Consider the following 23,481-nt stretch of genomic DNA (forward strand, 5'->3'; position numbering starts at 1 on the left):
GGCGTGATGAACCGAAGTCCGGAGTCCCCTGTTTCCCGCACGCCTGCGTCCGTTGACGATGCGCGTGCCGTGCGTCATTTCGATGAAGCGGCGCTGGAAGCGCTCGCGCTGCGCATCAAAACGTGGGGCCGTGAACTGGGTTTCGGGGCGATCGGCATCAGCGATACCGACCTCTCCGCTGCCGAAGCGCCGCTTGCAGCATGGCTGGAGGCGGGTTGCCACGGCGAGATGGATTATATGGCGAAACATGGGATGAAACGCGCGCGGCCCGCCGAGCTTGTGGCCGGCACGCGACGTGTGATTACCGCCCGCATCGCCTATTTGCCTGCGCAAACGCTGGACGCAAAGGTGGACGAAAGCGCGTCGCCGGATGCTCCGCTTGTGCCGCAAGACTGGCGCGCAGCCGAGCATGCGCGGCTCGCGGACCCGTCGGCCGCGGTGGTGTCGATCTATGCGCGGGGCCGCGATTACCACAAGGTGATGCGTAACCGTTTGCAACATCTGGCCGAAAAAATCGAGGCGGAGATCGGCGCGTTTGGCTATCGCGTGTTCACCGATTCCGCGCCGGTGCTGGAAGTCGAACTGGCGCAGAAGGCGGGGATTGGCTGGCGTGGCAAACATACACTGCTGCTGCAACGCGATACCGGTTCGCTGTTTTTTCTCGGCGAAATCTATGTCGACGTACCGCTGCCCACTGATGCCGAGACCTCGCCTGAACAGGCGCCCGAAACCCCTGGTTCGCACTGCGGCAGTTGCACGCGCTGCATCGGCGCGTGCCCGACCGGCGCGATCGTCGCACCTTATAAAGTCGATGCACGGCTGTGCATCTCGTATCTGACGATCGAATTGAAGGGCAGTATTCCCCTGGAATTGCGGCCGCTGATCGGTAATCGTGTGTATGGCTGCGACGATTGCCAGCTCGTGTGTCCATGGAACAAGTTCGCGCAGGCCGCGCCGGTCGGCGATTTCGATGTGCGGCACGGGCTCGATCGCGCGACACTGGTCGAGCTGTTCGCATGGTCCGCGGACGAGTTCGATACGCGGATGCAGGGCAGCGCGATACGCCGCATCGGCTATGAGAGCTGGCTGCGCAATCTGGCGGTGGGGATGGGCAATGCGCTGCGCGCGTCGCCTGAGAGCTTGAGCGTCGATGCGCGCGAGGCGATTGTGGCGGCGTTGCGCTTGCGTGCCGCCGACCCTTCCGCCGTGGTGCGCGAGCATGTGGAATGGGCGTTGGAAGCGGCGTAAAGTAGCGGCATTCTGGAGGGGTGTTTTTTCTGCGTAGCGCGCCTGTACCCCATGCAGGTACGTTACCGCGAAACCTGAAATGCCCCGCTGTTCACGGAGCAGGCAATCATGTTCAACGCAGTGATCGATGCGCCGTTCGGCAAGGTGGGCATCCGTCTCGAAGGCGGCGCCGTGCGCGAGATCGTCTATCTGCCGGATTCGATGCGCAACGTCGCGCCAGATACACCGTTGGCGAAGCAAGCCGTCGAGCAGATCGAGCGTTATTTCGAGCGGGCGTCGGCGAAGTTCGAATTGCCGCTGGCGCCGGTCGGTACAGCATTTCAGAAGCGCGTCTGGCAGGCGATCAGCGATATCCCGCCCGGCGTCGTGCTGACCTACGGGCAATTGGCGAAGAGAGTGGGCAGTGCGCCGCGAGCGGTGGGGCAGGCGTGCGGCGCGAACTATTTCCCGATCGTGATTCCATGTCATCGGGTGGTGAGCTCGAGCGGCATCGGCGGCTTTGCGAATCACGCCGAAGATGGCTTCTTTCGCAACGTCAAGCGCTGGCTATTGGCGCATGAAGGCATTCCCTACGCATGAGCGACACACTGATTGACGACGCGCCCGCCGCGTCACCTCTGTTTCTGGCGAGCTCGGCGTCTATCGACGCTTTCTGCGACGCGTTGTGGCTCGAACACGGACTGTCGCGCAATACGCTCGATGCATACCGCCGCGATTTGCGGCTCTTCTGCGAATGGCTCGCGCAAACCCGCAACACGTCGCTCGACACGGCCAGCGAAGCCGATCTCAATGCGTATAGCGCGGCGCGTCAGAAAGACAAGTCGACGTCGGCGAACCGGCGGCTCTCTGTGTTTCGCCGCTACTATGGCTGGGCGGTGCGGGAGCATCGCGCGAATGTCGATCCGACGCTGCGCATCCGTTCGGCCAAACAGCCGCCGCGTTTTCCTTCGACACTCACCGAAGCGCAAGTCGAAGCGCTGCTCGGCGCGCCCGATATCGACACCCCGTTAGGCCTGCGCGACCGGACGATGCTGGAGTTGATGTACGCGAGCGGGTTACGCGTGACCGAACTGGTCACGTTGAAGACGGTAGAAGTGGGTCTGAACGAAGGCGTGGTGCGCGTGATGGGCAAGGGCTCGAAAGAGCGCCTGATTCCATTCGGCGAAGAGGCGCACGGCTGGATCGAACGCTATCTGCGCGAAGCGCGGCCGGCGCTGCTGGGCGCTCGCGCGGCCGATGCGCTGTTCGTCACGGCCCGCGCGGAGGGCATGACGCGTCAGCAGTTCTGGAACATCATCAAGCGGCACGCGGCAGCGGCCGACGTGCACGCGCCGCTCTCGCCGCACACGCTGCGGCACGCGTTCGCGACGCACTTGCTGAACCACGGCGCCGATCTGCGCGTCGTGCAACTGCTGCTCGGCCACACCGATATCTCGACTACGCAGATTTACACGCACGTTGCCCGCGAGCGTTTGAAGTCGCTGCATGCGCAGCATCATCCGCGGGGGTGATCCGCGCTCGCGGTTGCGATCGCCATTGCCCTTGCCGTTGCGTTAAATGAACTCGCGCAGGCGGTGCTTGAGAATCTTGCCCGTCGATGCAGACGGCAAAGCGGCGAGCACTTTCACTTCGGCGGGGCGCTTATACGGCGCGAGACGTTCGCCGCACCACGCAATCAGTTCAGCGGGCGTCACCTTGGCACCTGCTGTCAATTCGACGAACGCGACCACTTCCTCGTTACCTTCGACCGCGCGTCCGATCACCGCCGATTGCACGACCTCCGGATGCGCATTCAACACATGCTCGACCTCGGCCGGGTAGACGTTGAAGCCCGAGCGGATGATCAACTCCTTGCTGCGCCCGACGATATGCAACGCGCCGTCCGCGTCCTCGCGCGCGAGATCGCCGGTCTTGAGCCAGCCGTCTTCAGTGACGGTTGCACGAGTCAGCTCCGGGTTGCGGTAATAACCGAGCATCACGTTCGGTCCACGCACCCACAGCTCGCCGATCTCGCCTCGCGCGGCATGGACGCCATCGAGCCCGACGAAGCGGACCTCGACACCCGGAATGACTTCGCCGACCGAGCAATCGCTGCGCGGCGCGTCGAGCATGGTGTGCGAGACGGTTGGGCTGCTCTCGGTCATGCCGTAGCCGTTGTGCAGCGGCAGGCCGTAGACGCTTCCGACCTGCGCTTTCAACGTGGCGTCGAGCGGCGAGCCGCCCGAATAGGCAAAGCGCAGATATGGCGCGGACCACGCTTGGCCGTGCGTCTGCAGGTGTTCGAGCAATTTCGCGTGCATCGCCGGGACGCCCTGGAAGATCGACACGCGCTCGTCGGCGAGCGCGCGGCGCACGGCTTCCGGTGCGAAACGCGGCGCGAGGCGCAGGGTCGCGCCGGCGTACAGACTGCCGAGGCAAACCGACGCGAAGCCGTAGACGTGCGAGATCGGCAGCACGGCGTAGACGACGTCGTCCGGACCGACTTTGCGCAAGCGGCTCGACACGGCCGCGATGAACAGCAGATTGCGGTGCGACAGCATCACGCCCTTCGGCGCGCCGGTGGTGCCCGTGGTGTAGATGAGCGCGGCGCATTGACGGTCGTTGTCGGCTTCGACGCGTTCCGCCTTTACCGTGTCGTCCACCACGTAGGACCACGCGCCGATATCCGGCGTGATGGTGGGCGCTGGGCTGGTTTGATGGCGCTGCGCGTGCTGTTGCGCATCGGCCGAGCTTTCGACCGCATAGGCGACCACGCGTGGCTGCGCATGCGCACGGATCGCGTCGAGCTCGGCAGCGGACAGGCGCGCGTTTGACACCAGCGCCCACGCATCGAGCCTGGCGGTGGCAAACAGCAGCACGATCTGCACGATGCAGTTTTCCGCGACGATCATCACCCGATCGCCGCCGCGCACGCCCCATTCGCGTAGCAGCGCGGCAGTGGCATCGACGGCGTCCAGCAGTTGCGCGCTGGTGAGACGGCGCGCATCCTCGATCAACGCAATGTGCTGTGGATCGCGCGCCGCGGCGAGTGCGGGAATCTCGGCGATACGCGCCGGCAGCGCGGCGAGCAGCGCCGGAATGTCGATGGCATGGCGAGTGGGCGAATCGAAGCTCAATGCTGTCTCCTGAAAACGGTGCAGTGCCCGGCATGCTTCGCGCCGGACAATTTTCGAACGATCGTGCCACAGTCGCCGAGCCCGCACAATTGGCCATTCGGCAAATAGCCGTTGTGCAAACTCGCCATTACAATGCGCCGATGAGCAAATCCAGACACGTTTCCGAAACGCCCGCGACACAGTTTCTGCGCCGTCACGGCGTTACGTTCGGCGAACATCCTTACGATTACGTCGAGCACGGCGGCACCGAGGAATCGGCGCGCCAGCTCGGCGTGGACGAACACCACGTCGTCAAGACGCTGGTGATGGAAGACGAGCACGCCAAGCCGCTGATCGTGCTGATGCACGGCGACCGTACCGTCAGCACCAAGAATCTGGCGCGGCAGATCGGCGCAAAGCGCGTCGAGCCCTGCAAGCCGGAAGTCGCGAACCGTCATTCCGGTTACCTGATCGGCGGCACCTCGCCGTTCGGCACGCGCAAGCAGATGCCGGTGTATGTCGAGTCGAGCATCCTGGAGATGGACAAGATCTGGCTGAACGGCGGGCGGCGCGGCTTTCTGGTCAGCATCGCGCCCACGGTCCTGATCGGGTTGCTGGCGGCGAAACCCGTGCAGTGCGCGAGCGTCGATTGACGTTTGTCTGAATGTTTTCCAGGCGGGCGGGTTCGGTAGAATGTGCGCCGCTTTGTTCCCTGTTGCGTTCCCCGTTGCGGTTGGGGTATCGAGTTTCAGACCGCCGATCCTTATAAGAGTCCCAGATGCAAAACCTGATCGTTGCCGTTGTTGCCTACCTGATCGGTTCGGTGTCGTTTGCCGTGATCGTGAGCGCCGCGATGGGGCTGGACGACCCGCGTTCGTACGGCTCGGGCAACCCGGGCGCCACCAACGTGCTGCGCAGCGGCAGCAAGAAGGCCGCGATTCTCACACTGATCGGCGACGCATTCAAAGGGTGGCTGCCGGTGTGGTTCGTCGTGCACTTCGGCGCACGTTACGGACTCGACGACACCGCGGTTGCGATTGCGTCGGTCGCCGTGTTTCTCGGCCACCTGTATCCGGTCTTCTTCCGCTTCAAGGGCGGCAAGGGTGTGGCCACTGCAGCGGGCGTGCTGCTCGCGATCAACCCGATCCTTGGCGCAGCGACCTTGCTGACGTGGCTGATCGTGGCTTTCTTCACGCGCTATTCGTCGCTGGCGGCATTGGCCGCGGCGGTGTTCGCGCCGCTCTTCGACGGTTTTCTGTTCGGGCCGCACATTATCGCGCTCGCAATCGTCGTGATGAGTTCGCTGCTGGTGTGGCGCCACCGCGGCAATATCGTCAAGCTGATGCACGGCCAGGAAAGCCGCATCGGCGACAAGAAGAAGGCCGACGCGGCTGCTAGCACGGCGACTGGCAATGAACCTTGAACCGCGCTGATACGCCGCCATGCAGGGCGCCTCGCGGGCGCCCGCCGGTTTGATGCGCTGAGGCTTAATCGCGGAAGTTGTTGAAGTCGAGCGGCGTATCGGTAACGTCCTTGCGCAGCATGGCGATGACGCTTTGCAGATCGTCGCGCTTGCCGCCGGTAATGCGCACCGCGTCGCCTTGAATGCTCGCCTGGACCTTGATCTTGCTGTCCTTCACGAGGCGCACGATTTTCTTCGACAGATCGCCGGACACGCCTTTCTTGATCTTGATGACCTGCTTGACTTTGTCGCCGCCGATCTTCTCGATCTTGCCGTAGTCTAGGAAGCGCACGTCCACGTTGCGCTTGGCCATTTTCGACAACAGCACGTCTTTCACCTGACCGAGTTTGAAGTCGTCGTCCGCGTAGGCCGTGATTTCGTTTTCCTTGTGTTCGACGCGCGCGTCCGACCCTTTGAAGTCGAAGCGGGTTGAAATTTCCTTGTTGGACTGCTCGATCGCGTTCTTGACTTCGATCATGTTCGCTTCGCAGACGACGTCGAACGATGGCATTGCTTTCTCCCAATAGTGCTGCGGTGCGTGACGCGGCCGGTCGGTCGCTCACGGGGCACTCGCTATAATCACAGACCGGACGTCATTTTACCGATGCCTTTCCCTTTTGCCCAAGGCTGCCGCGCATTGTCGTGCAGCCGGGGCCAGACCAAGCCGCATTCCGCTCATTCCGATGCTCCAGTTCGACTCCCCCGCTTTCATTGCCGACTATCCACTGAAGGCGCATAACACCTTCGGCTTCGATGTCCGCGCGCGGTTTGCGTGCCGGATCGAGCGCGAAGCGCAGCTGATGCCGGCGGTGCGCGATCCGCGTGCTGCCGGCTTGCCGCGGCTGCTGCTGGGCGGCGGCAGCAACGTTGTGCTGACGGGCGACTTCGGCGGTCTGGTGCTGCTGGTTGCATTGCGAGGCCGCCAAATCGTGCGTGAGGATGATGACGCATGGTACGTCGAGGCGGCAGCGGGTGAGCCGTGGCATGACTTTGTCGCGTGGACTTTGGCGCAAGGGCTGCCTGGCTTGGAGAATCTCGCGCTGATTCCGGGCACGGTGGGGGCGGCGCCGATCCAGAACATCGGCGCGTATGGGCTGGAGATGTGCGAGCGCTTTGCGTCGCTGCGGGCGGTGGAGCTGGCGACGGGCGAAGTCGTCGAACTCGATGCCGACGCGTGCCGGTTCGGCTATCGCGACAGTTTTTTCAAGCGGGACGGGCGCGACCGTTTCGTGATTACGTCGGTGACGTTCCGTTTGCCGAAGGTTTGGACGCCGCGCGCCGGGTATGCGGATCTTGCGCGTGAACTGGCCACGGACGTGGCGCCCACCGCACAGGCGATCTTCGATGCGGTGGTCGCGGTGCGGCGCGCCAAGCTGCCCGATCCGCTTCAACTCGGCAACGCGGGAAGCTTCTTCAAGAATCCGGTGGTCGAGGCGGCGCAGTTTGAAGCGCTGAAGGTTCAGGCGCCGGACCTCGTGTCCTACCTTCAGCCGGATGGCCGGGTGAAGCTTGCGGCGGGCTGGTTGATCGATCGATGTGGCTGGAAAGGCCGCGCGATGGGCGCAGCCGCCGTGCATGAGCGGCAGGCGCTGGTGCTGGTGAATCGAGGTGGGGCGAGCGGTGCGGAAGTGTTGGCGCTGGCGCGGGCGATTCAGGAGGATGTGCTGGCGCGGTTTGGCGTTGAGCTGGAAGCGGAGCCGGTTTGTTTGTGACGGCGTGATTTGCTTGCTGCGATGAAAAAAAGGCGCCGGGAGAAAACTCCCGGCGCCTTTTTAATGTTAGCGGCCGCGATGCTCAGCTACGCTGACGGGGCGTTTTGGTTCCGGCCGCGCCTTGCGGCGCTTAACTTCGCTGCGCGAAGTTAGCCTTCACCGAAACGCACGTCCTCAGCTACGCTGACGACGTGCGTTTTCTGCAATCCGCATGCGCAGCGCGTTCAGTTTGATGAACCCGCCAGCGTCGGCTTGATTGTATGCGCCGCCGTCGTCGTCGAACGTGGCGATGGTCTTGTCGAACAGCGTTTCCTTCGAATCGCGCGCGACAACCGACACGCTGCCCTTGTACAGCTTCACACGCACCCAGCCGTTGACCTTCTCCTGGGTATGGTCGATCAGCACCTGGATTGCGCGACGCTCCGGGCTCCACCAGTAACCGTTGTAAATCAACGCAGCGTAGCGCGCCATCAGGTCGTCCTTCAGGTGGGCCACTTCACGGTCGAGCGTGATCGACTCGATGCCGCGGTGCGCCTTCAGCATGATCGTGCCGCCCGGCGTTTCATAGCAGCCGCGCGACTTCATGCCGACGTAACGGTTTTCCACCAGATCCAGACGGCCGATGCCGTGCTTGCCGCCCAAGCGGTTCAGTTCGGTCAGCATTTCAGCCGCCGACAGACGCTTGCCGTTGATCGCAACCGGATCGCCGTGTTCGTATTCGATGTCGAGGTATTCGGCCTGGTCGGGCGCCTGTTCCGGCGACACCGTCCAACGCCACATATCGGCTTCGGCTTCTGCCTTCGGATCTTCCAGGTGACGGCCTTCGAACGAGATGTGCAGCAGGTTCGCGTCCATCGAATACGGCGCGCCACCTTGCTTGTGCTTCATTTCGATCGGAATGCCGGCCTTTTCGGCGTACGCGAGCAGCTTTTCGCGCGACAGCAGGTCCCATTCGCGCCACGGTGCGATCACCTTGATGCCGGGTTCCAGCGCGTAGTAGCCGAGTTCGAAGCGAACCTGGTCGTTACCCTTGCCGGTCGCGCCGTGCGACACCGCTTGCGCACCCGTGGCGCGCGCGATCTCGATCTGGCGTTTGGCGATCAGCGGACGCGCGATCGACGTGCCCAGCAGGTACTCGCCTTCATAGATCGTGTTGGCGCGGAACATCGGGAACACGAAGTCACGCACGAATTCTTCGCGCAGGTCTTCAATGAAGATGTTTTCCTGCTTGATGCCGAGTTGCAGGGCTTTCTTGCGCGCCGGTTCCAGCTCTTCGCCCTGGCCGATGTCGGCCGTAAACGTGACGACTTCGGCGTCGTAGTTGTCCTGCAACCACTTCAGGATGACGGAGGTGTCGAGGCCGCCCGAATAGGCGAGCACGACTTTCTTGATATCGCTCATGGTGAACTCGTAGCTGGAGAAAGCGGGAAAACAGGGCACACCGGGCGTTCCGGAGCGCGGAAAATCACTATTTTGACACTAAACCGTCGGGTGCCCGCGTTTTTGGGACGGTGCGATGGCCGGCTTAGTGATTCAGCTTGCCGAGCAGCAGATATTCCATCAACGCCTTTTGCACGTGCAGACGGTTTTCCGCCTCGTCCCACACGACGCTTTGCGGACCGTCGATGACTTCCGCGCTGACTTCCTCGCCGCGGTGGGCAGGCAGGCAGTGCATGAAGAGCGCATCCGGATTCGCGCGCGCCATCATTTCGGCATCGACGCAAAAGTCCGCGAACGCTTTCTTGCGTGCTTCGTTTTCGGCTTCGAAGCCCATGCTGGTCCACACGTCTGTGGTGACCAGATCGGCGCCCGCACAGGCTTCGTTCGGATCGTCGAATTCCTGATAGAAGGGCGCGCTCCCGGCGGCGACCAGCGCGTGGTCGAGCTTGTAGCCCGGCGGTGTGGACAGGCGCAGCTTGAAGCCGAGAATCTGCGCGGCTTCAATCCACGTGTACAGCATGTTGTTGGCGTCGCCGACCCATGCGACCGTCTTGTCGCGAATCGGCCCGCGATGCTCGAAGTACGTGAAAATGTCCGCCAGCACCTGGCACGGGTGATATTCGTTGGTCAGCCCGTTGATCACAGGCACGCGTGAATTCTCGGCGAAGCGCTGGAGGATGTCCTGGCCGAACGTGCGGATCATGATGATGTCGACCATGCGCGAGATCACTTGCGCTGCGTCTTCGATCGGTTCGCCGCGGCCGAGTTGCGTGTCGCGCGTGCTCATGAACACGGCGTGGCCGCCCAGCTGGAAGATGCCGGCTTCGAACGACAGGCGCGTGCGCGTCGAGTTTTTCTCGAAGATCATCGCAAGCGTGCGGTCGTGCAGCGGATGGTAAGTCTCGTAGTTCTTGAATTTGCGTTTCAGAATGCGCGCGCGTTCCAGCACGTACTCGTAGTCTTCCAGCGAGAAATCCTTGAACTGCAGGTAGTGGCGAATTTTCTTGGCGGTCATGAAACAAATACGGCGGTCTCACCCGGCAGAATTGCCGGACGGCGCCGCCGTCGTTTGTGGTAACTCAAAGCAGCATAAAGGATTTTGCTTCGTTTGACGAGTCGGCCAAAAGGCCGGGTAAGCCCGCTGAAAGGCTCGCGCAACCTTCAGATGGAGCTTGTGTGCGCTGCGGAAAAAGGTCCTCTGCGCTATAATCCACCGGTTATCCCTAAGCCCAGCAGGCCGGTATTGAGCTTGCGGGACACGGCTCGCGCGGTTCGGAAAGTTTCCTCGTGGTGCGCCGTCATGATGAGCGTCGAGGCGGGTCAACCGGCCTTCGCCGTTTTTGGTGGCGCATCGCCAAAGCGGCCTATACGACGGTGGCGACGTGTTCACGCATCCCAAAAGCCGCTTTTCAGTCAGCTTTGCCGTCATCCCGCTGGGCAGTCACACAGGTATTCCTACATGGCCGAAGCAGCTCCAACCGAATATTTCATTCAGGGCATCACGTCGACCGGAAAAAAGTTTCGACCGAGCGACTGGTCGGAGCGGCTCGCAGGCGTGATGTCATGCTTCGGTCCCGGCCCGGGCGGCAAGGGGCCGAACGCCTACCTGCAATACTCGCTGTACGTCCGGCCCACCATGCTCGGCGACCTCAAATGCGTGATTCTCGATTCGCGCTTGCGCGACATCGAACCGATGGCCTTCGATTTCGTCCTGAACTTCGCGAAAGACAATGATCTCGTCGTGACCGAGGCGTGTGAGTTGCCACCTGAGCACGGCACGCAACAACCCAGGAACACGCGTTAAGGCTTACGCGGGATCAGCAAAACAAAAACCCGCCGGCAGCGGGTTTTTTTATGCCTGAAGGAAGCGCTGGCTTTAATAAGCAACCAGTTGACTCGCGAACATGCGCAGCAGCCAGCTAACTCGCAAGCGGACCCGGATGAGTATCCGGATCAACAATCCCCAAGCAAAAAAGCCCGCCGAAGCGGGCTTTCATGACGCAGCGGAAACAGGAGGTAGCCCACCGAAGCGGGCTGACCGAATTTACTGCGCTGCGGACGCTTGCAGACCCTTAAGGGCTGCAGCGAGGCGGCTCTTATGGCGAGCTGCCTTGTTCTTGTGCACGATTTTCTTGTCGGCGATGATGTCGATGGTCTTCGACGACGCCTGGAAGATTTCAGCGGCCTTAGCCTTGTCGCCGGCGTCGATCGCCTTGCGAACAGCCTTGATAGCCGTGCGGAACTTCGAGCGCAGTGCCGAGTTGTGCGAGTTTGCCTTGGCGGCCTGGCGGGCGCGCTTGCGTGCTTGTGCGGAGTTAGCCATGACGGTTCCTTATCCTGTTCCTGTTTCCAGTACCTGACCTTCAAGTGGTGAGGTGCTGCTTTTAATCCGAACCCCTGGAAGCGATTGCCCAGGAGCGCAAAAGTGTCGAAATAATCGACGAATCAGCCGATCGAACTACGCGAAGGCGGGCTCGTGTTCCGGTGTGTTTGGAGGCTGGCTGGCGCTTGAATACTGCGTGCCTGAACCCCATCCGAAAATTGAGCGAGCTTCGAAACCGGCGATTATAGCAACAAAATCAGGCACGTGGCAACGGGCAATGAGCAATCCAGATGCGCCGGCGCGGCGCACGAAGCCTTGCGTTCCGTAAGCCGCCACGCGCCGCGCGCTTGCCGGAGGCCCGCGATAGGCCAGCAACAGGCATGCGGACCAGCAAGCCAATCAACAAAAAACCGTCTCGGTCGGCCACATGATCGAACGTCTGCGGCTTAAATCGGTCCGATTCGCTTCCCGGCTCGTCGTCCGCACGTGCGGCACCCGTATAATAAGCGCCCCATGAATCTATTCCGAGCCCTGCTGACGGTCAGCGGCTTCACGCTGCTGTCGCGCGTGACCGGACTGGCCCGCGAAACGCTGATCGCTCGTGCGTTCGGTGCCAGTCAATTCACTGACGCGTTCTACGTCGCCTTCCGTATTCCAAACCTGCTGCGCCGCATTTCCGCCGAAGGCGCGTTCTCGCAGGCCTTCGTGCCGATTCTCGCCGAGTTCAAGAACCAGCAGGGACACGACGCTACCAAGGCGCTCGTCGACGCCACCTCGACCGTGCTCGCCTGGGCGCTGGCGATCCTGTCGGTGATCGGTGTGGTGGGGGCGTCGGGCGTGGTGTTCGTCGTCGCGTCCGGTCTGGCGCATGAGGGTCAGGCGTACGCGCTTGCCGTCACGATGACGCGCATCATGTTCCCGTACATCATCTTCATCTCGCTGACGTCGCTGGCGTCGAGCGTGTTGAACACGTACAAGAACTTTTCGCTGCCGGCTTTCGCGCCGGTGCTGCTGAACGTCGCGTTCATCGTTGCGGCGGTGTTCGTCGCGCCGTATCTGCAAACGCCGGTCTACGCGCTTGCGTGGGCGGTGATCGCGGGCGGTGTGCTGCAGTTCGCCGTGCAGTTGCCGGGTCTGAAAAAGATCGACATGCTGCCGCGCATCGGTCTCGATCCGCTGCGGGCGCTCGCGCATCGCGGCGTGAAGCGCGTGCTCTCGAAGATGGTGCCGGCGATGTTCGCCGTGTCGGTCGCGCAGATCAGCCTGATTATCAACACCAATATTGCGTCGCGGATCGGTCCGGGCGCGGTCTCGTGGATCAACTACGCTGACCGCCTGATGGAGTTTCCGACCGCGCTGCTGGGTGTCGCACTCGGCACGATTTTGCTGCCGAGCCTGTCGAAAGCGCACGTCGATGCCGATCCGCACGAATATTCGTCGCTGCTCGACTGGGGCCTGCGCATCACCTTCCTGCTGGCCGCGCCGAGTGCGATCGCGCTGTTTTTCTTCGCCGAACCGCTCACCGCGACGCTGTTTCACTACGGCAAGTTCGACGGCCACGCGGTGGTGATGGTCGGCCGCGCGTTGGCGGCATACGGCATCGGGCTGATCGGCCTGATTCTCATCAAGATCCTCGCGCCCGGTTTTTACGCGAAGCAGGACATCAAGACGCCGGTGAAGATCGGTATCGGCGTGCTGATCGTCACGCAGTTGAGCAACTACCTGTTCGTGCCGATTTTCGCGCATGCAGGCTTGACGCTGAGCGTCGGGTTGGGCGCGTGCGTCAACGCGCTGTTGCTGTTCCTTGGTTTGCGCAAGCGCGGCATTTATATGCCGTCGAAGGGCTGGCTGAAGTTCTTCGTGCAATTGCTCGGCGCGTGCCTCGTGCTCGCCGGCACGATGCATTGGCTGGCGATCAGCTTCGACTGGGTCGGCATGCATAGCCGGCCGGTCGACCGCATCGTCTTGCTGGGCGCGTGCCTCGTGCTGTTTGCCGCGCTATATTTCGGTATGCTTTGGCTGATGGGCTTCAAGTACGCGTATTTCAAAAGGCGAGTGAAGTGATCACGATGATGCGAGTTCTCGACTATTTCAGCACGCTCGTCGCCGAGGACGATAGCCTGCCGCTGACCGAGGCGGCGCTTTCGCTCGCGCAAGATGCTTATCCCGACCTCGATCTGCAAGGCACCTTGGCCGAGATCGACGAGCTGGTGGTGCGTCTTCGGCGCCGTATGCCGGACGACGCCGATATCAGGCAAAAGGTCGGCATCCTTAACCGGTTTTTCTTCCGCGAGCTGGGTTTCGCCAGCAACCTCAACGATTATTACGATCCCGACAACAGCCACCTGAACGCGGTGCTGAAACGTCGCCGCGGCATTCCGATTTCGCTGGCGGTGCTATATCTGGAGATGGCCGAGCAGATCGGCATCCCGGTGCGCGGCGTGTCGTTTCCCGGCCACTTTCTGCTGCGCGTGACCACACCCGATGGCGACGTGATGCTCGATCCGACCAGCGGCCATTCGCTCTCCGAATCGGAGATGGTGGAAATGCTGGAGCCGTATGTGGCGTCGGCGGGCGAGTCGGTGGGCAGGGCGTTGCGCATGCTGCTGCAACCGGCAACGCGTCGCGAGATCATTGCCCGCATGCTGCGCAATCTGAAATCCACTTATCTTCAGACGGAACGTTGGCAGCGCCTACTGGCGGTGCAGCAGCGTCTCGTGATCCTGTTGCCGGAAAGTATCGAAGAAGTGCGCGACCGTGGCTTCGCCTATGCGCGGCTCGATTATCTGCGCCCGGCACTCGAGGATCTCGAGCGATATCTCGGCGACCGGCCGGATGCCGAAGACGCGACTGTGGTGGAGTCGCAGTTGCACGAGTTGCGTCAACGCACCCAGCACAACGATCGCGACTGAAAAGCGTTGCCGAACGAAACAAAAACGCCTGCACATGAACCATGCGCAGGCGTTTTTCATTGGCGCAGCCGCGTAAAAGCGGCGCGCCGCATGCATCGTTACTTGGGCTGCATGCGGATCGCGCCGTCCAGACGAATCACTTCGCCGTTGAGCATCGGATTGTCGAAAATCTGCTTGGCCAGCATCGCATATTCCGCCGGTTTGCCCAGGCGCGGCGGGAACGGCACCATTGCGCCGAGCGCGTCCTGCACTTCCTGCGGCATGCCGAGCAGCATCGGCGTTTCGAAGATGCCCGGTGCAATTGTCATCACGCGGATCGCATTGCGCGACAGGTCGCGCGCGATCGGCAGCGTCATGCCGACCACGCCGGCTTTCGACGCCGCGTAAGCCGCCTGGCCGATCTGGCCGTCATACGCGGCCACCGACGCCGTGTTGATGATCACGCCACGCTCGCCATTCGCGTTCGGTTCGTTCTTCGACATTGCCGCGGCGGCGAGCCGGATCATGTTGAAGGTGCCGATCAGGTTGATTGAGATGGTGCGCGCGAACGAATCGAGCGGATGCGGACCATCCTTGCCGACCGTCTTGATGGCCGGCGCGACACCCGCGCAGTTGACGAGGCCGCGCAGCGTGCCGAGTTTCGTGGCAGCTTCGACCGCTTGCGTTGCGTCTTCTTCGCGGCTCACGTCGCATTTGACGAACACGCCGCCGAGCTCTTTCGCGAGCGCTTCACCTGCATCCTGGTTCAGATCGGCTAGCACCACCTTGCCGCCGTTTTCGACGAACAGGCTCGCGGTAGCGGCGCCGAGGCCGGACGCACCGCCGGTGATCAGGAATACGTTGTCACGAATCTCCATGTCTTCTCCTTTGCTTCAGTTCGGTAATGTCGAGATCGAATATTTTTTCGATAAACGATTGTAACGGCTATGTTGCAGCGCGGAAAGCGGAGCGGCGGCGGGCGTATCGGCTTGGCGTTTCCCATCCGTGAACAACCGCTACGGATGGCTAAATAATGCTGAGCGTGGCGTGCGGCTGTGAGCGCAAGGCGCGCGGCCGGCAATAAAAAAACCCGCCGGAATGGGCGGGTTTTTTTAACAGCTCACGCAAAGGCGAATTTACTTCAATGCATCGAACGCGCGGGCGCGAATTTCTTCGACTGTGCCGAGGCCCGAAATGCGCCGGTACTGCGGCGCCTTCAGCGGCGACGACGGGTCGCCGTTCTTCGCCCAGTTGTTGTAGTACTCGATCAGCGGCTTGGTCTGCGCAACGTACACGTCCAGACGCTTCTTGACCGTTTCTTCCTTGTCGTCATCGCGCTGGATCAGCGGCTCGCCCGTCACGTCGTCCACGCCTTCGACCTTCGGCGGGTTGAACTTGACGTGGTACGTGCGGCCCGACGCGGCGTGCGAGCGGCGGCCGCTCATACGCACGATGATCTCGTCGAACGGCACGTCGATTTCCAGCACGTAGTCGATCGCGACGCCGGCCTGCTTCATCGCTTCAGCTTGCGGGATCGTGCGCGGAAAACCGTCGAACAGATAACCGTTCGCGCAGTCCGGCTGCTGCAGGCGTTCCTTTACCAGGTTGATGATCAGCTCGTCCGTGACCAGTTCGCCGGCATCCATGAAGCGCTTTGCCTCGATGCCGAGCGGCGTGCCTGCCTTGACGGCCGCACGCAGCATGTCGCCGGTGGAAATTTGCGGAATGCCGAACTTTTCCTTGATGAAGTTTGCCTGAGTGCCCTTACCCGCTCCAGGAGCACCCAAAAGGATCAAACGCATGTGATATCTCCAGATCTATGTGAATTCTTTGGCGGCGCTGTAGCCATCCCATGAGTCGTCCGGGGACCCGCATCGGCTGCCGTGGTGCGCCTCGCGCTGCGCGTCGAGAAAGACGGCGCTGCAAGACGACGACGGCGCGACTGGGTGCAAACCCTGACTCTCGCTTTGAACGGGAGGCGCGCAGAACCGTCTGATTATGCCATGGGTTTTTCTGCTCAAGCCCCGAATAAAGCCTGCACGCGCGCCAGATCGGCGGGTGTGTCGACGCCGGGCAGCGGCGCGTCCTGGGTGACGAGCACCGCGATGCGCTCGCCATGCCACATCGCGCGCAGTTGTTCGAGCGCTTCGGCCTGCTCGATCGGCGAGATCGCGAGACTCGGGTAAGTGCGCAGGAATTGGGCGCGATATGCGTACAGGCCGATATGCCGGTGGACGGCCGCGGATGCAGGCGGTGCGGGCATCGTGGCCACATTGGGCCAATACGGCTGATACGCGTCGCGTGCCCACGGAATCGGCGCGCGCGAGAAGTACAGCGCGACGCCGCGCGCATCGAGCACGACCTTGACGACGTTCGGATTGAAGATTTCGGCGGGGTCCGTGATCGGATGCGCCGCGGTGGCAATAGCACAGCCGCTACTGGTCGCGAGGTGCGACGCAACGCCGCATACCAGCGCGGGGTCGATCAGCGGTTCGTCGCCCTGCACGTTCACGACGATCGTGTCGTCGCTCCAGCCGAACTGCGCTGCCACTTCCGCGAGACGGTCGGTGCCCGACGGATGATCGGCGCGCGTCAAGACGGCTTCGAAGCCGTGCTCGCGGGCCACGTCGAGCACCGCTTGCGCGTCGGAGGCGATCAGCACCTGTTGCGCGCCCGATTCGCGCGCGCGCTCGGCGACCCGCACCACCATCGGTTTGCCGCCGATGTCGGCGAGCGGCTTGTTGGGCAGACGCGTCGAGGCGAGCCGGGCGGGCACGACGGCGATGAACGGGGAAGTGGTGGCGTTGGTCATCGGAAAGATGAGCGGCGATGAAACCGGAAGAGAGCGCCCGCGATTGCACCGCGAGCGCTAACAGGAAAGAACGCAAATGCAGATTGCAAATGCGGACCGGAAGCGCGGGGTTGTCGGAATGCAGCGACTCCGCGTGGGCAAACTCAGGCGACGGAGCCCGGATTCAGGTCGACGGGCGTGCCTTCAACGGTTTGCCGCGCTTCGTCCACGAGCATCACGGGAATACCGTCGCGGATCGGATAGGCGAGCTTGTCGGCGTTGCAGATCAGTTCCTGCGCCGCACGGTCGTAGCTGAGCGGACCCTTGCAGATTGGGCAGACGAGAATTTCAAGCAGGCGAGCGTCCACGGATTTTCTCCACAACTAATGCAATGAGGCGATGATCGAGCGCGGCTTCGACCGGGACAACCCAGATGCGCGCATCGTGCCAGGACCCTAATTTTACCGCATCCTTTTCCGTTATCAGGATGGCATCGGCGTCCACGTCTGTAAAAGGATTGCGCTCGAACGCGTAGTGGTCCGGCAATGCGCGGGTAGAGGGCGTGAGACCGGCGGCGCGCAGCGTCGCGAAAAAGCGCTCCGGCGCACCGATGCCGGCGGCCGCCAGCACGCGATCGCCGCTGAACTGCGCGAGAGGCCGGCGCAGAGCCGGATTGTCGAGGTGCCAGGCATCTGCGGGCGCGAGTTGCAGCGCGAAGGTGTTCGGCCACGCGGGCAGCGAGCGTGCATACGGATCGTTGATCAGCGTCGCATCGCGGCGGCGCGACAGCGGCTCGCGCAGCGGGCCGGCCGGCAGCAGAAAACCATTGCCGCCGAGCCGATGATCGAAGACCACCAGTTCGGCGTCGCGTGCGAGTCGGTAATGCTGCAAGCCGTCGTCGCTGACGATCACGTCGACCTCGCGATGCGCGGCGCACAGCGCCTGGGCGGCTGCGACGCGGTCCGGGCAGACCCACACCGGTGCGCCGGTGCGGCGTGCGATCAGCAATGGTTCGTCGCCGCCGACGCTCGCCGCCGACGCGGACGTGACCGGCGTCGGCGTCTTGACGCGCGCGCCGTAGCCACGTGACACCACGCCGGGCGTAAAGCCGGCCGCGCGCAACGCTTCCACCAGCGCGATCACGGTCGGCGTCTTGCCGGTGCCGCCCACGGTCACGTTGCCGACCACCACCACCGGCACGCCGACGCGCACCGATTTCAACCAGCCGAGCGAGAAGGCGGTGCGGCGTGCGGCGGCAATCGCGCCGAACGCGCACGCGAAGGGCGTCAACGCCCACGCGAGCGGGCCGCGCTGCTGCCATTCGCGTGTTAGGCGAGCTTCGAGACGGTTGTTCAGATCGCTCATCGGCAAGCCGCCGGGACGCGCGACGCGCAGCAGCGCACCAGAAGTGGCTGGGGCGGTGGCGTAGAAGCGCAAGGCGCGATACACGGGGCAAGCATCAACGCGGTTCTCCGGGCAGTCGAAAAGGCAGTTGAAAATGAGGCGGCGGCGTTCGACGCCCAGCGTCCGACACGTCAGCAGTGTGCCGTAGTGGCGAGCGCTGCGGGGCGTGCAGCACGCCGTCGAACCCGCCACTCTAGCGCGCGTGCGTCCCGCGCGGCAAGTCGTGCGCCGAGCGTCGCACGGCGAATTGACACTTTTGGCGAGGCACACAGTCTGTGGATAACTTTGTGGAAAACCTGCCTTCCGACCGGCTGGGAAGGCCGTTCCGAGCGCTCCGTATCGGCAATCATTCTCTTTAACGAGATATAAATGCCATATAAATCAACGGCATGCTTCCAATTTGCAAGGCCTGGCGGGCAATTGGGAGGCGTTCATCTGACGGGGCCCGCCATGTGGACACTTTTGACAATTCTTACGCTGCGCTGGACGTCGGTGGCCACTCGGTCTATCGTCTGTCCGGCCAGTCAAACATATTCCTCGCATGAATTCCGAAAGCCCTTTTTCGTCGTCGGCCGCACTCGGCGGTGAGGTCGTCGTTCCCGTTTCCGTCCTCAATCGCGCGATCGGCACGATGCTTGAACGCTCGTTTCCGCTCGTCTGGGTGGCCGGCGAAGTGTCGAACTTCACCCGCGCCGCAAGTGGCCATTGGTATTTCTCGATCAAGGATGCGCAGGCGCAGATGCGTTGCGTGATGTTCCGTGGTCGAGCGCAATACGCCGAATTCACGCCGCGCGAAGGCGACCGCATTGAAGTGCGCGCGCTGGTGACGATGTACGAGCCGCGTGGCGAGTTGCAACTGAATGTCGAAGCGGTGCGCCGCACGGGGCAGGGGCGTCTCTACGAAGCGTTTCTCAAGCTGAAAGCGCAGCTTGAAGCGGAGGGCCTGTTTGCCGCTGAACGCAAGCGCGCGTTGCCGGCCCATCCGCGCGCGATCGGTGTCGTGACGTCGTTGCAAGCCGCCGCGTTGCGCGATGTCTTGACCACCCTGAGCCGCCGCGCGCCGCATATTCCGGTGATCGTTTATCCGGCGCCGGTGCAGGGCGTGGGCGTCAGCGCGAAACTCGCCGCGATGGTCGATACAGCGAACGCCCGGCGCGAAGTCGACGTGCTGATCGTGTGCCGCGGCGGCGGGTCGATCGAAGACCTGTGGGCGTTCAACGAAGAAGTACTCGCTCGCGCCATTGCGGAAAGCGCGCTGCCGGTGGTGAGCGGCGTCGGTCACGAAACCGATTTCACGATTGCCGATTTTGCCGCCGACGTGCGCGCGCCGACGCCGACCGGCGCCGCCGAACTCGTCAGTCCACAGCGCGTTTTGTTGCTGCGTGAACTCGATCACCGGCATGCGACGCTTGCACGCGGCTTCGGCCGGATGATGGAGCGGCGCGCACAACAACTCGACTGGCTCGCGCGCCGGTTGGTGTCGCCGGCCGAGCGGCTCTCACGGCAGCGTGCGCACCTGCAGCAACTGAGCGTACGGCTCGCGTCGGCGGGCACGCGCCCGGTGCGCGACGCACGCGCGCGTTTTTCGCTGCTGCAGATGCGCTGGCAACGCTGGCGTCCCGATCTTGCTGCGCATCAGGCGAAACTGAAGAGTCTCGCGCAGCGTCTCGACAATGCATTGTTACGCCAGCATGAACGTCAGACCGCTCGTATCGCGACGCTCGCCGCGCGGCTCGAAGTACTGAGTCCGCGGCGCACGCTGGAACGCGGCTATGCCGCGGTGCTCGATGCGCAGAGCGGCCGTGCGGTGCGCACGCCGGCGTCGTTGAAACCCGGGCGGCGTCTCACGGTGCATCTCGCCGAGGGCTCCGCGGACATTGCACTCGCCGATGTGCAACCGCGTCTTACCGAGGGTTTCTGACACTTCGCCGACACCGTACTTTTGACCTCGCAAACGGCATGCGCGAGCACTAATTACGCCATCCGTGCAGCATGTTCGCCGATGCCGGACATAAAGTCCGTTGGTTTGCGGGGTTATTCCAAGTCGCCTACAATCCAGTGCTCTACAGCGTTATCCGCAGACTCCCCATAAACAGATACAGATAGAAGGAAAGCACCATGGAACATACGCTCCCGCCGCTGCCGTTCGCGAAAAACGCACTCGCTCCGCATATGTCGGAAGAGACGCTCGAGTTTCACTACGGCAAGCACCACCAGACCTATGTGACTAACCTGAACAATCTGATCAAGGGCACGGAGTTCGAAAACCTGTCGCTCGAAGAAATCGTCAAGAAAGCATCGGGCGGTCTCTTCAACAATGCAGCTCAAGTGTGGAACCACACGTTCTTCTGGAACAGCCTGTCGCCGCAAGGTGGCGGTGCTCCGAGCGGCGCACTCGCTGACGCGATCAACGCCAAGTGGGGTTCGTTCGACAAGTTCAAGGAAGAATTCGCCAAGACCGCAATCGGCACGTTCGGCTCGGGTTGGGCATGGCTGGTGAAGAAGGCCGACGGTTCGCTCGACCTGGTGTCGACGAGCAATGCTGCTACGCCGCTGACCACGGACGCCAAGGCACTGCTTACGATCGACGTGTGGGAACACGCGTACTACATCGACTATCGCAATGCGCGTCCGAAGTTCGTCGAAGCGTACTGGAACATCGTGAACTGGGCATTCGCCGAGAAGAATTTCGCGTGAGATTGTCTGTTCCGTCACGATGAAGTTTGGAAACGGCAACAAAGTCTGGAAACGCCGCAGGATGTTTCGCAATAAACTTTGGAAACCGTAGCCGATCTGAAAGCCCTCCGCTGTGAGGGCTTTTTTTCGTCTGTTTCCGCGCCCGCTTGAACGTTGCTTGACGGGTTGTGGTACGCGCTTCGACTGATGACCGGCAGGCCTGCCTCAAAGCGGTTTTCGCCGTGGAATTCGGGCTGCTGAGCCTGCGCGCGCAAGCCGGCGCCGCAGAGTGCCCGTGCGACTGTCTGAGGCGGGCACCGAGGACGTAGGCGCAGGGGCAAAGTCACGTACTGCCGCAGCAGCGTTTCGCTGGCGACAAATGTATAAGCCATCCTAACTAGATTGAGCGGGCGTCGCAACCTTCATCCTCAGGCATCCAGATGAATCTGCAAGCCTGACGCGCTATACAACGCGGTCGCCTTAAAGCCGTCGACCGTCACGGTCGAGAAGCGTCCCTGCAGGCCGTTGCAATCGATCAGCGCAATCGTGTCGCCCACCTTGGGCGTGTAGCCCGCGGCGAACTTCACATGCAGCGTGCCGCCCACGATCGACGTCTGTCCGCTTACCGCCATGCGGCCCTGATCGCCTGCACCGCGATCGATCTCGAGCGTGCCGCCTGCCAACTGCGTGTACCTGCCGCCGATATTCACACGCGAGGTCGCATTCGCGACCACCGTGCCGCTACCGACATACACGTCACCTGAACCAAACGCGTTCACCGATCCGGCGACCAGCGTTCCACCCTGTACCTGAGTTCCGCCGCTATACGCGTTCGATCCGGCCAGCGTGAGCGAACCCGTCCCGTTGAAGGTCAATTTGCCCGCGCCAGCGATGTCGTTGCGCCACGTATCGGCGGCATTGAAGCCACCTTGCGAGGCGTCCATCGACACCACCACGTTGCCCGCGAACCCGCCATAGCCGTCGGCCGCGGCGAACAGGTTCAGGCGACCCCAGCCTTCCGCATCGTCGAGGACCGGGAAGCCCGAGGTGAGCGCGGTCGTCTTCAGTACCACGCGGCGCTGATCCGCGCTCAGATACGGAAGGCGCGTTTCGAGCAGCACTTCGGCGCCTTTAGGCACGACGGCGGCGGTCGTGGTCGCGGCGATCGGCGTGAAGCCGAAGGTCAGCCGGCGCATGAAGTTCGCCTTGTTGGTCGCGTAATCGGCGAAGCGGTCGGTAGCCGTCGTGCCCGATTCAGCCAGCGCGCGGAAGGTGGTCGCATTCGTGTTGGTCAGCGTGTACAGCGTGCTATGCGCTTGCGTGACCGCAGTCTGTTTGAGCGTCGCATTGTTCGGATCGACGAGGTTCGCGGCGACCACTGCTTCAGCCAGGATGCGTCCGCCGATCACGTCGAGCGGTGAGTGCATACCGGCCAGAATGCGGTTTTCGCCAAGCTCGAGACCGCGCTCCAGCATCTCCTGATAGCGTTCAGGCAGCGCGTAGGCCATCGCCAGCGCGTCACGTGTCGCTTCGGCGGAGTGTCCACTCGGGAAGCCGCCGTCAGTTGACGGCGTCGTGCTTTCAGCCGGCACGAGCGTCGGCACGACGACCACGCTGGTGCTCCACCGGAATGGCCGCGCGTATTTGTAGAAGCGTTTCGCCGGTTCCGTCGATCCGTTGGTGCCCATCGCGTTGATGAAGTCGACCACCGAGCCGAACTGCGCGTTCGCCGTGCCGCCTACGCCCGTGTTGTTGCCGGTGTCGTTATACGCGGTGGTCGTGGCGTTCGCCGGAATACTCGTGATGCTGGTGGTCTGCTGCGCGGCGCTGCGCCACACGTTGGTAAGCGGGCCCATGCCGTCGGACACGCTATAGCCCTTGCCACGACGGTCGTCGTAATACGCGGCCTCGGCCTGCGCGGCCGTGCGCTGCGTGGTCGCCGTGACCACATATTGAACATTCGCGTTCAGCACGGTGGCGTTCAGCGGCGTGCCGTTGGGCGTGCCGTCCGTCGGTACGCCGGTCCACGTCGACGCCACCACAGCCGGAAAACTGCCCACGGCCGGCGCGCTGACGCCGGCGTCGACAATATCGGTCAACGGTTGCCACAGCGCCCGAAAGCCGTTGAGCACGCGCACGCCCGCGTTGGTGGCCATCGTCGCGTAGCGCGCGTCGCCTCGCTGATTGCTGAAAGCGTTGTCGACGAACGCGGCGACCGAAGTCTGGACCGGCGCGCTATCGACGAACCCAGGATCGGCCGGCGGCGCCGGCACCGCGGCGACTATTGCGGCCGAACTGTTGCCGTCACTGACCTGGCCACCGCACGCGCCGAGCAAAAAGGCAGCGAATGACAGGTTAACAAGGAGGCCGAACCGATATTGTTTTGATGAGGGCATGACGGGCGTTTCCTGTGAAAGAAGATCCAAGAACGCGCGCAGT

At 62.7% G+C, this 23,481-nt stretch carries 22 protein-coding genes; 11 read left to right on the forward strand and 11 right to left on the reverse strand.

The window, feature by feature from the left end; all coding sequences use genetic code 11:
• Nucleotides 1-6 precede the first annotated feature (6 nt).
• From queG to xerD, 3 genes are all read left to right on the forward strand, one after another.
• On the forward strand, nucleotides 7-1,248 hold the full coding sequence (gene queG, locus WN982_RS03720) for a tRNA epoxyqueuosine(34) reductase QueG (protein WP_341314450.1): 1,242 nt from the start codon (nucleotides 7-9) through the stop codon (nucleotides 1,246-1,248).
• Nucleotides 1,249-1,356: 108 nt separating this feature from the next.
• Entirely contained in the window at nucleotides 1,357-1,827 is a 471-nt protein-coding gene (locus WN982_RS03725; protein ID WP_341314451.1) for a methylated-DNA--[protein]-cysteine S-methyltransferase, read from the forward strand.
• The gene (xerD, locus tag WN982_RS03730; protein WP_341314452.1) at nucleotides 1,824-2,759 is read left to right on the forward strand and encodes a site-specific tyrosine recombinase XerD; all 936 of its coding nucleotides are present in this window, start codon (nucleotides 1,824-1,826) and stop codon (nucleotides 2,757-2,759) included. Before WN982_RS03725 ends, xerD begins: the two co-directional genes overlap by 4 nt.
• Before the next feature lie 42 nt (nucleotides 2,760-2,801).
• On the opposite strand, the gene WN982_RS03735 is transcribed toward xerD, so the two are convergent.
• Nucleotides 2,802-4,364: an AMP-binding protein gene (locus WN982_RS03735; protein ID WP_341314453.1), complete on the reverse strand. Its 1,563-nt coding sequence runs from the start codon at nucleotides 4,362-4,364 to the stop codon at nucleotides 2,802-2,804.
• A 140-nt stretch (nucleotides 4,365-4,504) separates the two neighbouring features.
• Between WN982_RS03735 and ybaK the strand changes: the two genes are divergently transcribed.
• Complete coding sequence (gene ybaK / locus WN982_RS03740; protein WP_341314454.1) at nucleotides 4,505-4,996, forward strand: Cys-tRNA(Pro) deacylase; 492 nt, start codon at nucleotides 4,505-4,507, stop codon at nucleotides 4,994-4,996.
• Nucleotides 4,997-5,121: 125 nt separating this feature from the next.
• A complete protein-coding gene (gene plsY / locus WN982_RS03745; protein ID WP_341314455.1) occupies nucleotides 5,122-5,766 on the forward strand; it encodes a glycerol-3-phosphate 1-O-acyltransferase PlsY in 645 nt (214 codons plus the stop codon).
• Between the two features lie 64 nt (nucleotides 5,767-5,830).
• On the opposite strand, the gene WN982_RS03750 is transcribed toward plsY, so the two are convergent.
• Nucleotides 5,831-6,316 (reverse strand): YajQ family cyclic di-GMP-binding protein, encoded by a 486-nt coding sequence (locus WN982_RS03750; RefSeq protein WP_007180572.1) that lies wholly within the window; start codon nucleotides 6,314-6,316, stop codon nucleotides 5,831-5,833.
• A 172-nt stretch (nucleotides 6,317-6,488) separates the two neighbouring features.
• On the opposite strand from WN982_RS03750, the gene murB reads away from it, so the two are divergent.
• Nucleotides 6,489-7,517 carry a UDP-N-acetylmuramate dehydrogenase gene (murB, locus tag WN982_RS03755; RefSeq protein ID WP_341314456.1) on the forward strand — a complete coding sequence of 343 codons (1,029 nt, stop codon included), beginning with the start codon at nucleotides 6,489-6,491 and terminating at the stop codon, nucleotides 7,515-7,517.
• A gap of 174 nt (nucleotides 7,518-7,691) precedes the next feature.
• Here murB and WN982_RS03760 read toward each other — a convergent pair whose 3' ends face one another.
• Both WN982_RS03760 and argF read right to left on the reverse strand, forming a co-directional pair.
• Nucleotides 7,692-8,918, reverse strand: a complete 1,227-nt coding sequence (locus WN982_RS03760) for an argininosuccinate synthase (RefSeq protein ID WP_341314457.1) — start codon at nucleotides 8,916-8,918, stop codon at nucleotides 7,692-7,694.
• Between the two features lie 124 nt (nucleotides 8,919-9,042).
• Nucleotides 9,043-9,972: an ornithine carbamoyltransferase gene (gene argF / locus WN982_RS03765; protein WP_341314458.1), complete on the reverse strand. Its 930-nt coding sequence runs from the start codon at nucleotides 9,970-9,972 to the stop codon at nucleotides 9,043-9,045.
• 444 nt (nucleotides 9,973-10,416) lie between these two features.
• Here argF and WN982_RS03770 point away from each other — a divergent pair, with 444 nt between their 5' ends.
• Nucleotides 10,417-10,761, forward strand: coding sequence for a DUF3579 domain-containing protein (locus tag WN982_RS03770; RefSeq protein WP_341314459.1), 345 nt, complete (start codon nucleotides 10,417-10,419; stop codon nucleotides 10,759-10,761).
• A 240-nt stretch (nucleotides 10,762-11,001) separates the two neighbouring features.
• Here WN982_RS03770 and rpsT read toward each other — a convergent pair whose 3' ends face one another.
• Complete coding sequence (rpsT, locus tag WN982_RS03775) at nucleotides 11,002-11,280, reverse strand: 30S ribosomal protein S20 (RefSeq protein WP_341314460.1); 279 nt, start codon at nucleotides 11,278-11,280, stop codon at nucleotides 11,002-11,004.
• A 513-nt stretch (nucleotides 11,281-11,793) separates the two neighbouring features.
• Here rpsT and murJ point away from each other — a divergent pair.
• The gene (gene murJ / locus WN982_RS03780; RefSeq protein WP_341314461.1) at nucleotides 11,794-13,344 is read left to right on the forward strand and encodes a murein biosynthesis integral membrane protein MurJ; all 1,551 of its coding nucleotides are present in this window, start codon (nucleotides 11,794-11,796) and stop codon (nucleotides 13,342-13,344) included.
• Between the two features lie 5 nt (nucleotides 13,345-13,349).
• Nucleotides 13,350-14,192, forward strand: coding sequence for a SirB1 family protein (locus tag WN982_RS03785; protein ID WP_341315707.1), 843 nt, complete (start codon nucleotides 13,350-13,352; stop codon nucleotides 14,190-14,192).
• Between the two features lie 98 nt (nucleotides 14,193-14,290).
• Here the strand turns inward: WN982_RS03785 and WN982_RS03790 are convergent, their stop codons facing one another.
• From WN982_RS03790 to lpxK, 5 genes are all read right to left on the reverse strand, one after another.
• Nucleotides 14,291-15,049: a 3-hydroxyacyl-CoA dehydrogenase gene (locus tag WN982_RS03790; protein ID WP_341314462.1), complete on the reverse strand. Its 759-nt coding sequence runs from the start codon at nucleotides 15,047-15,049 to the stop codon at nucleotides 14,291-14,293.
• Nucleotides 15,050-15,307: 258 nt separating this feature from the next.
• The gene (gene adk, locus WN982_RS03795; protein WP_341314463.1) at nucleotides 15,308-15,973 is read right to left on the reverse strand and encodes an adenylate kinase; all 666 of its coding nucleotides are present in this window, start codon (nucleotides 15,971-15,973) and stop codon (nucleotides 15,308-15,310) included.
• Between the two features lie 215 nt (nucleotides 15,974-16,188).
• Entirely contained in the window at nucleotides 16,189-16,983 is a 795-nt protein-coding gene (kdsB, locus tag WN982_RS03800; RefSeq protein WP_341314464.1) for a 3-deoxy-manno-octulosonate cytidylyltransferase, read from the reverse strand.
• Nucleotides 16,984-17,126: 143 nt separating this feature from the next.
• Nucleotides 17,127-17,330, reverse strand: coding sequence for a Trm112 family protein (locus WN982_RS03805; RefSeq protein WP_007180583.1), 204 nt, complete (start codon nucleotides 17,328-17,330; stop codon nucleotides 17,127-17,129).
• Complete coding sequence (gene lpxK / locus WN982_RS03810; protein WP_341315708.1) at nucleotides 17,311-18,327, reverse strand: tetraacyldisaccharide 4'-kinase; 1,017 nt, start codon at nucleotides 18,325-18,327, stop codon at nucleotides 17,311-17,313. Before lpxK ends, WN982_RS03805 begins: the two co-directional genes overlap by 20 nt.
• A gap of 580 nt (nucleotides 18,328-18,907) precedes the next feature.
• Here lpxK and xseA point away from each other — a divergent pair.
• On the forward strand, nucleotides 18,908-20,287 hold the full coding sequence (gene xseA / locus WN982_RS03815; RefSeq protein WP_341314465.1) for an exodeoxyribonuclease VII large subunit: 1,380 nt from the start codon (nucleotides 18,908-18,910) through the stop codon (nucleotides 20,285-20,287).
• Between the two features lie 197 nt (nucleotides 20,288-20,484).
• The gene (gene sodB, locus WN982_RS03820; protein ID WP_341314466.1) at nucleotides 20,485-21,063 is read left to right on the forward strand and encodes a superoxide dismutase [Fe]; all 579 of its coding nucleotides are present in this window, start codon (nucleotides 20,485-20,487) and stop codon (nucleotides 21,061-21,063) included.
• 407 nt (nucleotides 21,064-21,470) lie between these two features.
• On the opposite strand, the gene WN982_RS03825 is transcribed toward sodB, so the two are convergent.
• Nucleotides 21,471-23,438, reverse strand: coding sequence for a phosphatase PAP2 family protein (locus WN982_RS03825; RefSeq protein WP_341314467.1), 1,968 nt, complete (start codon nucleotides 23,436-23,438; stop codon nucleotides 21,471-21,473).
• Nucleotides 23,439-23,481: the final 43 nt, after the last annotated feature.

Origin of the sequence: Paraburkholderia sp. IMGN_8 (assembly GCF_038050405.1) — a bacterium.
In the GTDB taxonomy this organism is placed as follows: domain Bacteria; phylum Pseudomonadota; class Gammaproteobacteria; order Burkholderiales; family Burkholderiaceae; genus Paraburkholderia.

Bases quoted from the DNA above. Each gene is read 5' to 3' on its own strand.
- murJ (WP_341314461.1), top strand. From the start codon at position 11,794: ATGAATCTATTCCGAGCCCTGCTGACGGTCAGCGGCTTCACGCTGCTG.
- murB (WP_341314456.1), top strand. From the start codon at position 6,489: ATGCTCCAGTTCGACTCCCCCGCTTTCATTGCCGACTATCCACTGAAG.
- WN982_RS03785 (WP_341315707.1), top strand. From the start codon at position 13,350: ATGATGCGAGTTCTCGACTATTTCAGCACGCTCGTCGCCGAGGACGAT.
- argF (WP_341314458.1), bottom strand. From the start codon at position 9,972: ATGACCGCCAAGAAAATTCGCCACTACCTGCAGTTCAAGGATTTCTCG.
- plsY (WP_341314455.1), top strand. From the start codon at position 5,122: ATGCAAAACCTGATCGTTGCCGTTGTTGCCTACCTGATCGGTTCGGTG.
- lpxK (WP_341315708.1), bottom strand. From the start codon at position 18,327: ATGAGCGATCTGAACAACCGTCTCGAAGCTCGCCTAACACGCGAATGG.
- WN982_RS03750 (WP_007180572.1), bottom strand. From the start codon at position 6,316: ATGCCATCGTTCGACGTCGTCTGCGAAGCGAACATGATCGAAGTCAAG.
- WN982_RS03790 (WP_341314462.1), bottom strand. From the start codon at position 15,049: ATGGAGATTCGTGACAACGTATTCCTGATCACCGGCGGTGCGTCCGGC.
- WN982_RS03825 (WP_341314467.1), bottom strand. From the start codon at position 23,438: ATGCCCTCATCAAAACAATATCGGTTCGGCCTCCTTGTTAACCTGTCA.
- rpsT (WP_341314460.1), bottom strand. From the start codon at position 11,280: ATGGCTAACTCCGCACAAGCACGCAAGCGCGCCCGCCAGGCCGCCAAG.
- WN982_RS03770 (WP_341314459.1), top strand. From the start codon at position 10,417: ATGGCCGAAGCAGCTCCAACCGAATATTTCATTCAGGGCATCACGTCG.
- kdsB (WP_341314464.1), bottom strand. From the start codon at position 16,983: ATGACCAACGCCACCACTTCCCCGTTCATCGCCGTCGTGCCCGCCCGG.
- sodB (WP_341314466.1), top strand. From the start codon at position 20,485: ATGGAACATACGCTCCCGCCGCTGCCGTTCGCGAAAAACGCACTCGCT.
- xerD (WP_341314452.1), top strand. From the start codon at position 1,824: ATGAGCGACACACTGATTGACGACGCGCCCGCCGCGTCACCTCTGTTT.
- WN982_RS03760 (WP_341314457.1), bottom strand. From the start codon at position 8,918: ATGAGCGATATCAAGAAAGTCGTGCTCGCCTATTCGGGCGGCCTCGAC.
- ybaK (WP_341314454.1), top strand. From the start codon at position 4,505: ATGAGCAAATCCAGACACGTTTCCGAAACGCCCGCGACACAGTTTCTG.
- WN982_RS03725 (WP_341314451.1), top strand. From the start codon at position 1,357: ATGTTCAACGCAGTGATCGATGCGCCGTTCGGCAAGGTGGGCATCCGT.
- adk (WP_341314463.1), bottom strand. From the start codon at position 15,973: ATGCGTTTGATCCTTTTGGGTGCTCCTGGAGCGGGTAAGGGCACTCAG.
- xseA (WP_341314465.1), top strand. From the start codon at position 18,908: ATGAATTCCGAAAGCCCTTTTTCGTCGTCGGCCGCACTCGGCGGTGAG.
- queG (WP_341314450.1), top strand. From the start codon at position 7: ATGAACCGAAGTCCGGAGTCCCCTGTTTCCCGCACGCCTGCGTCCGTT.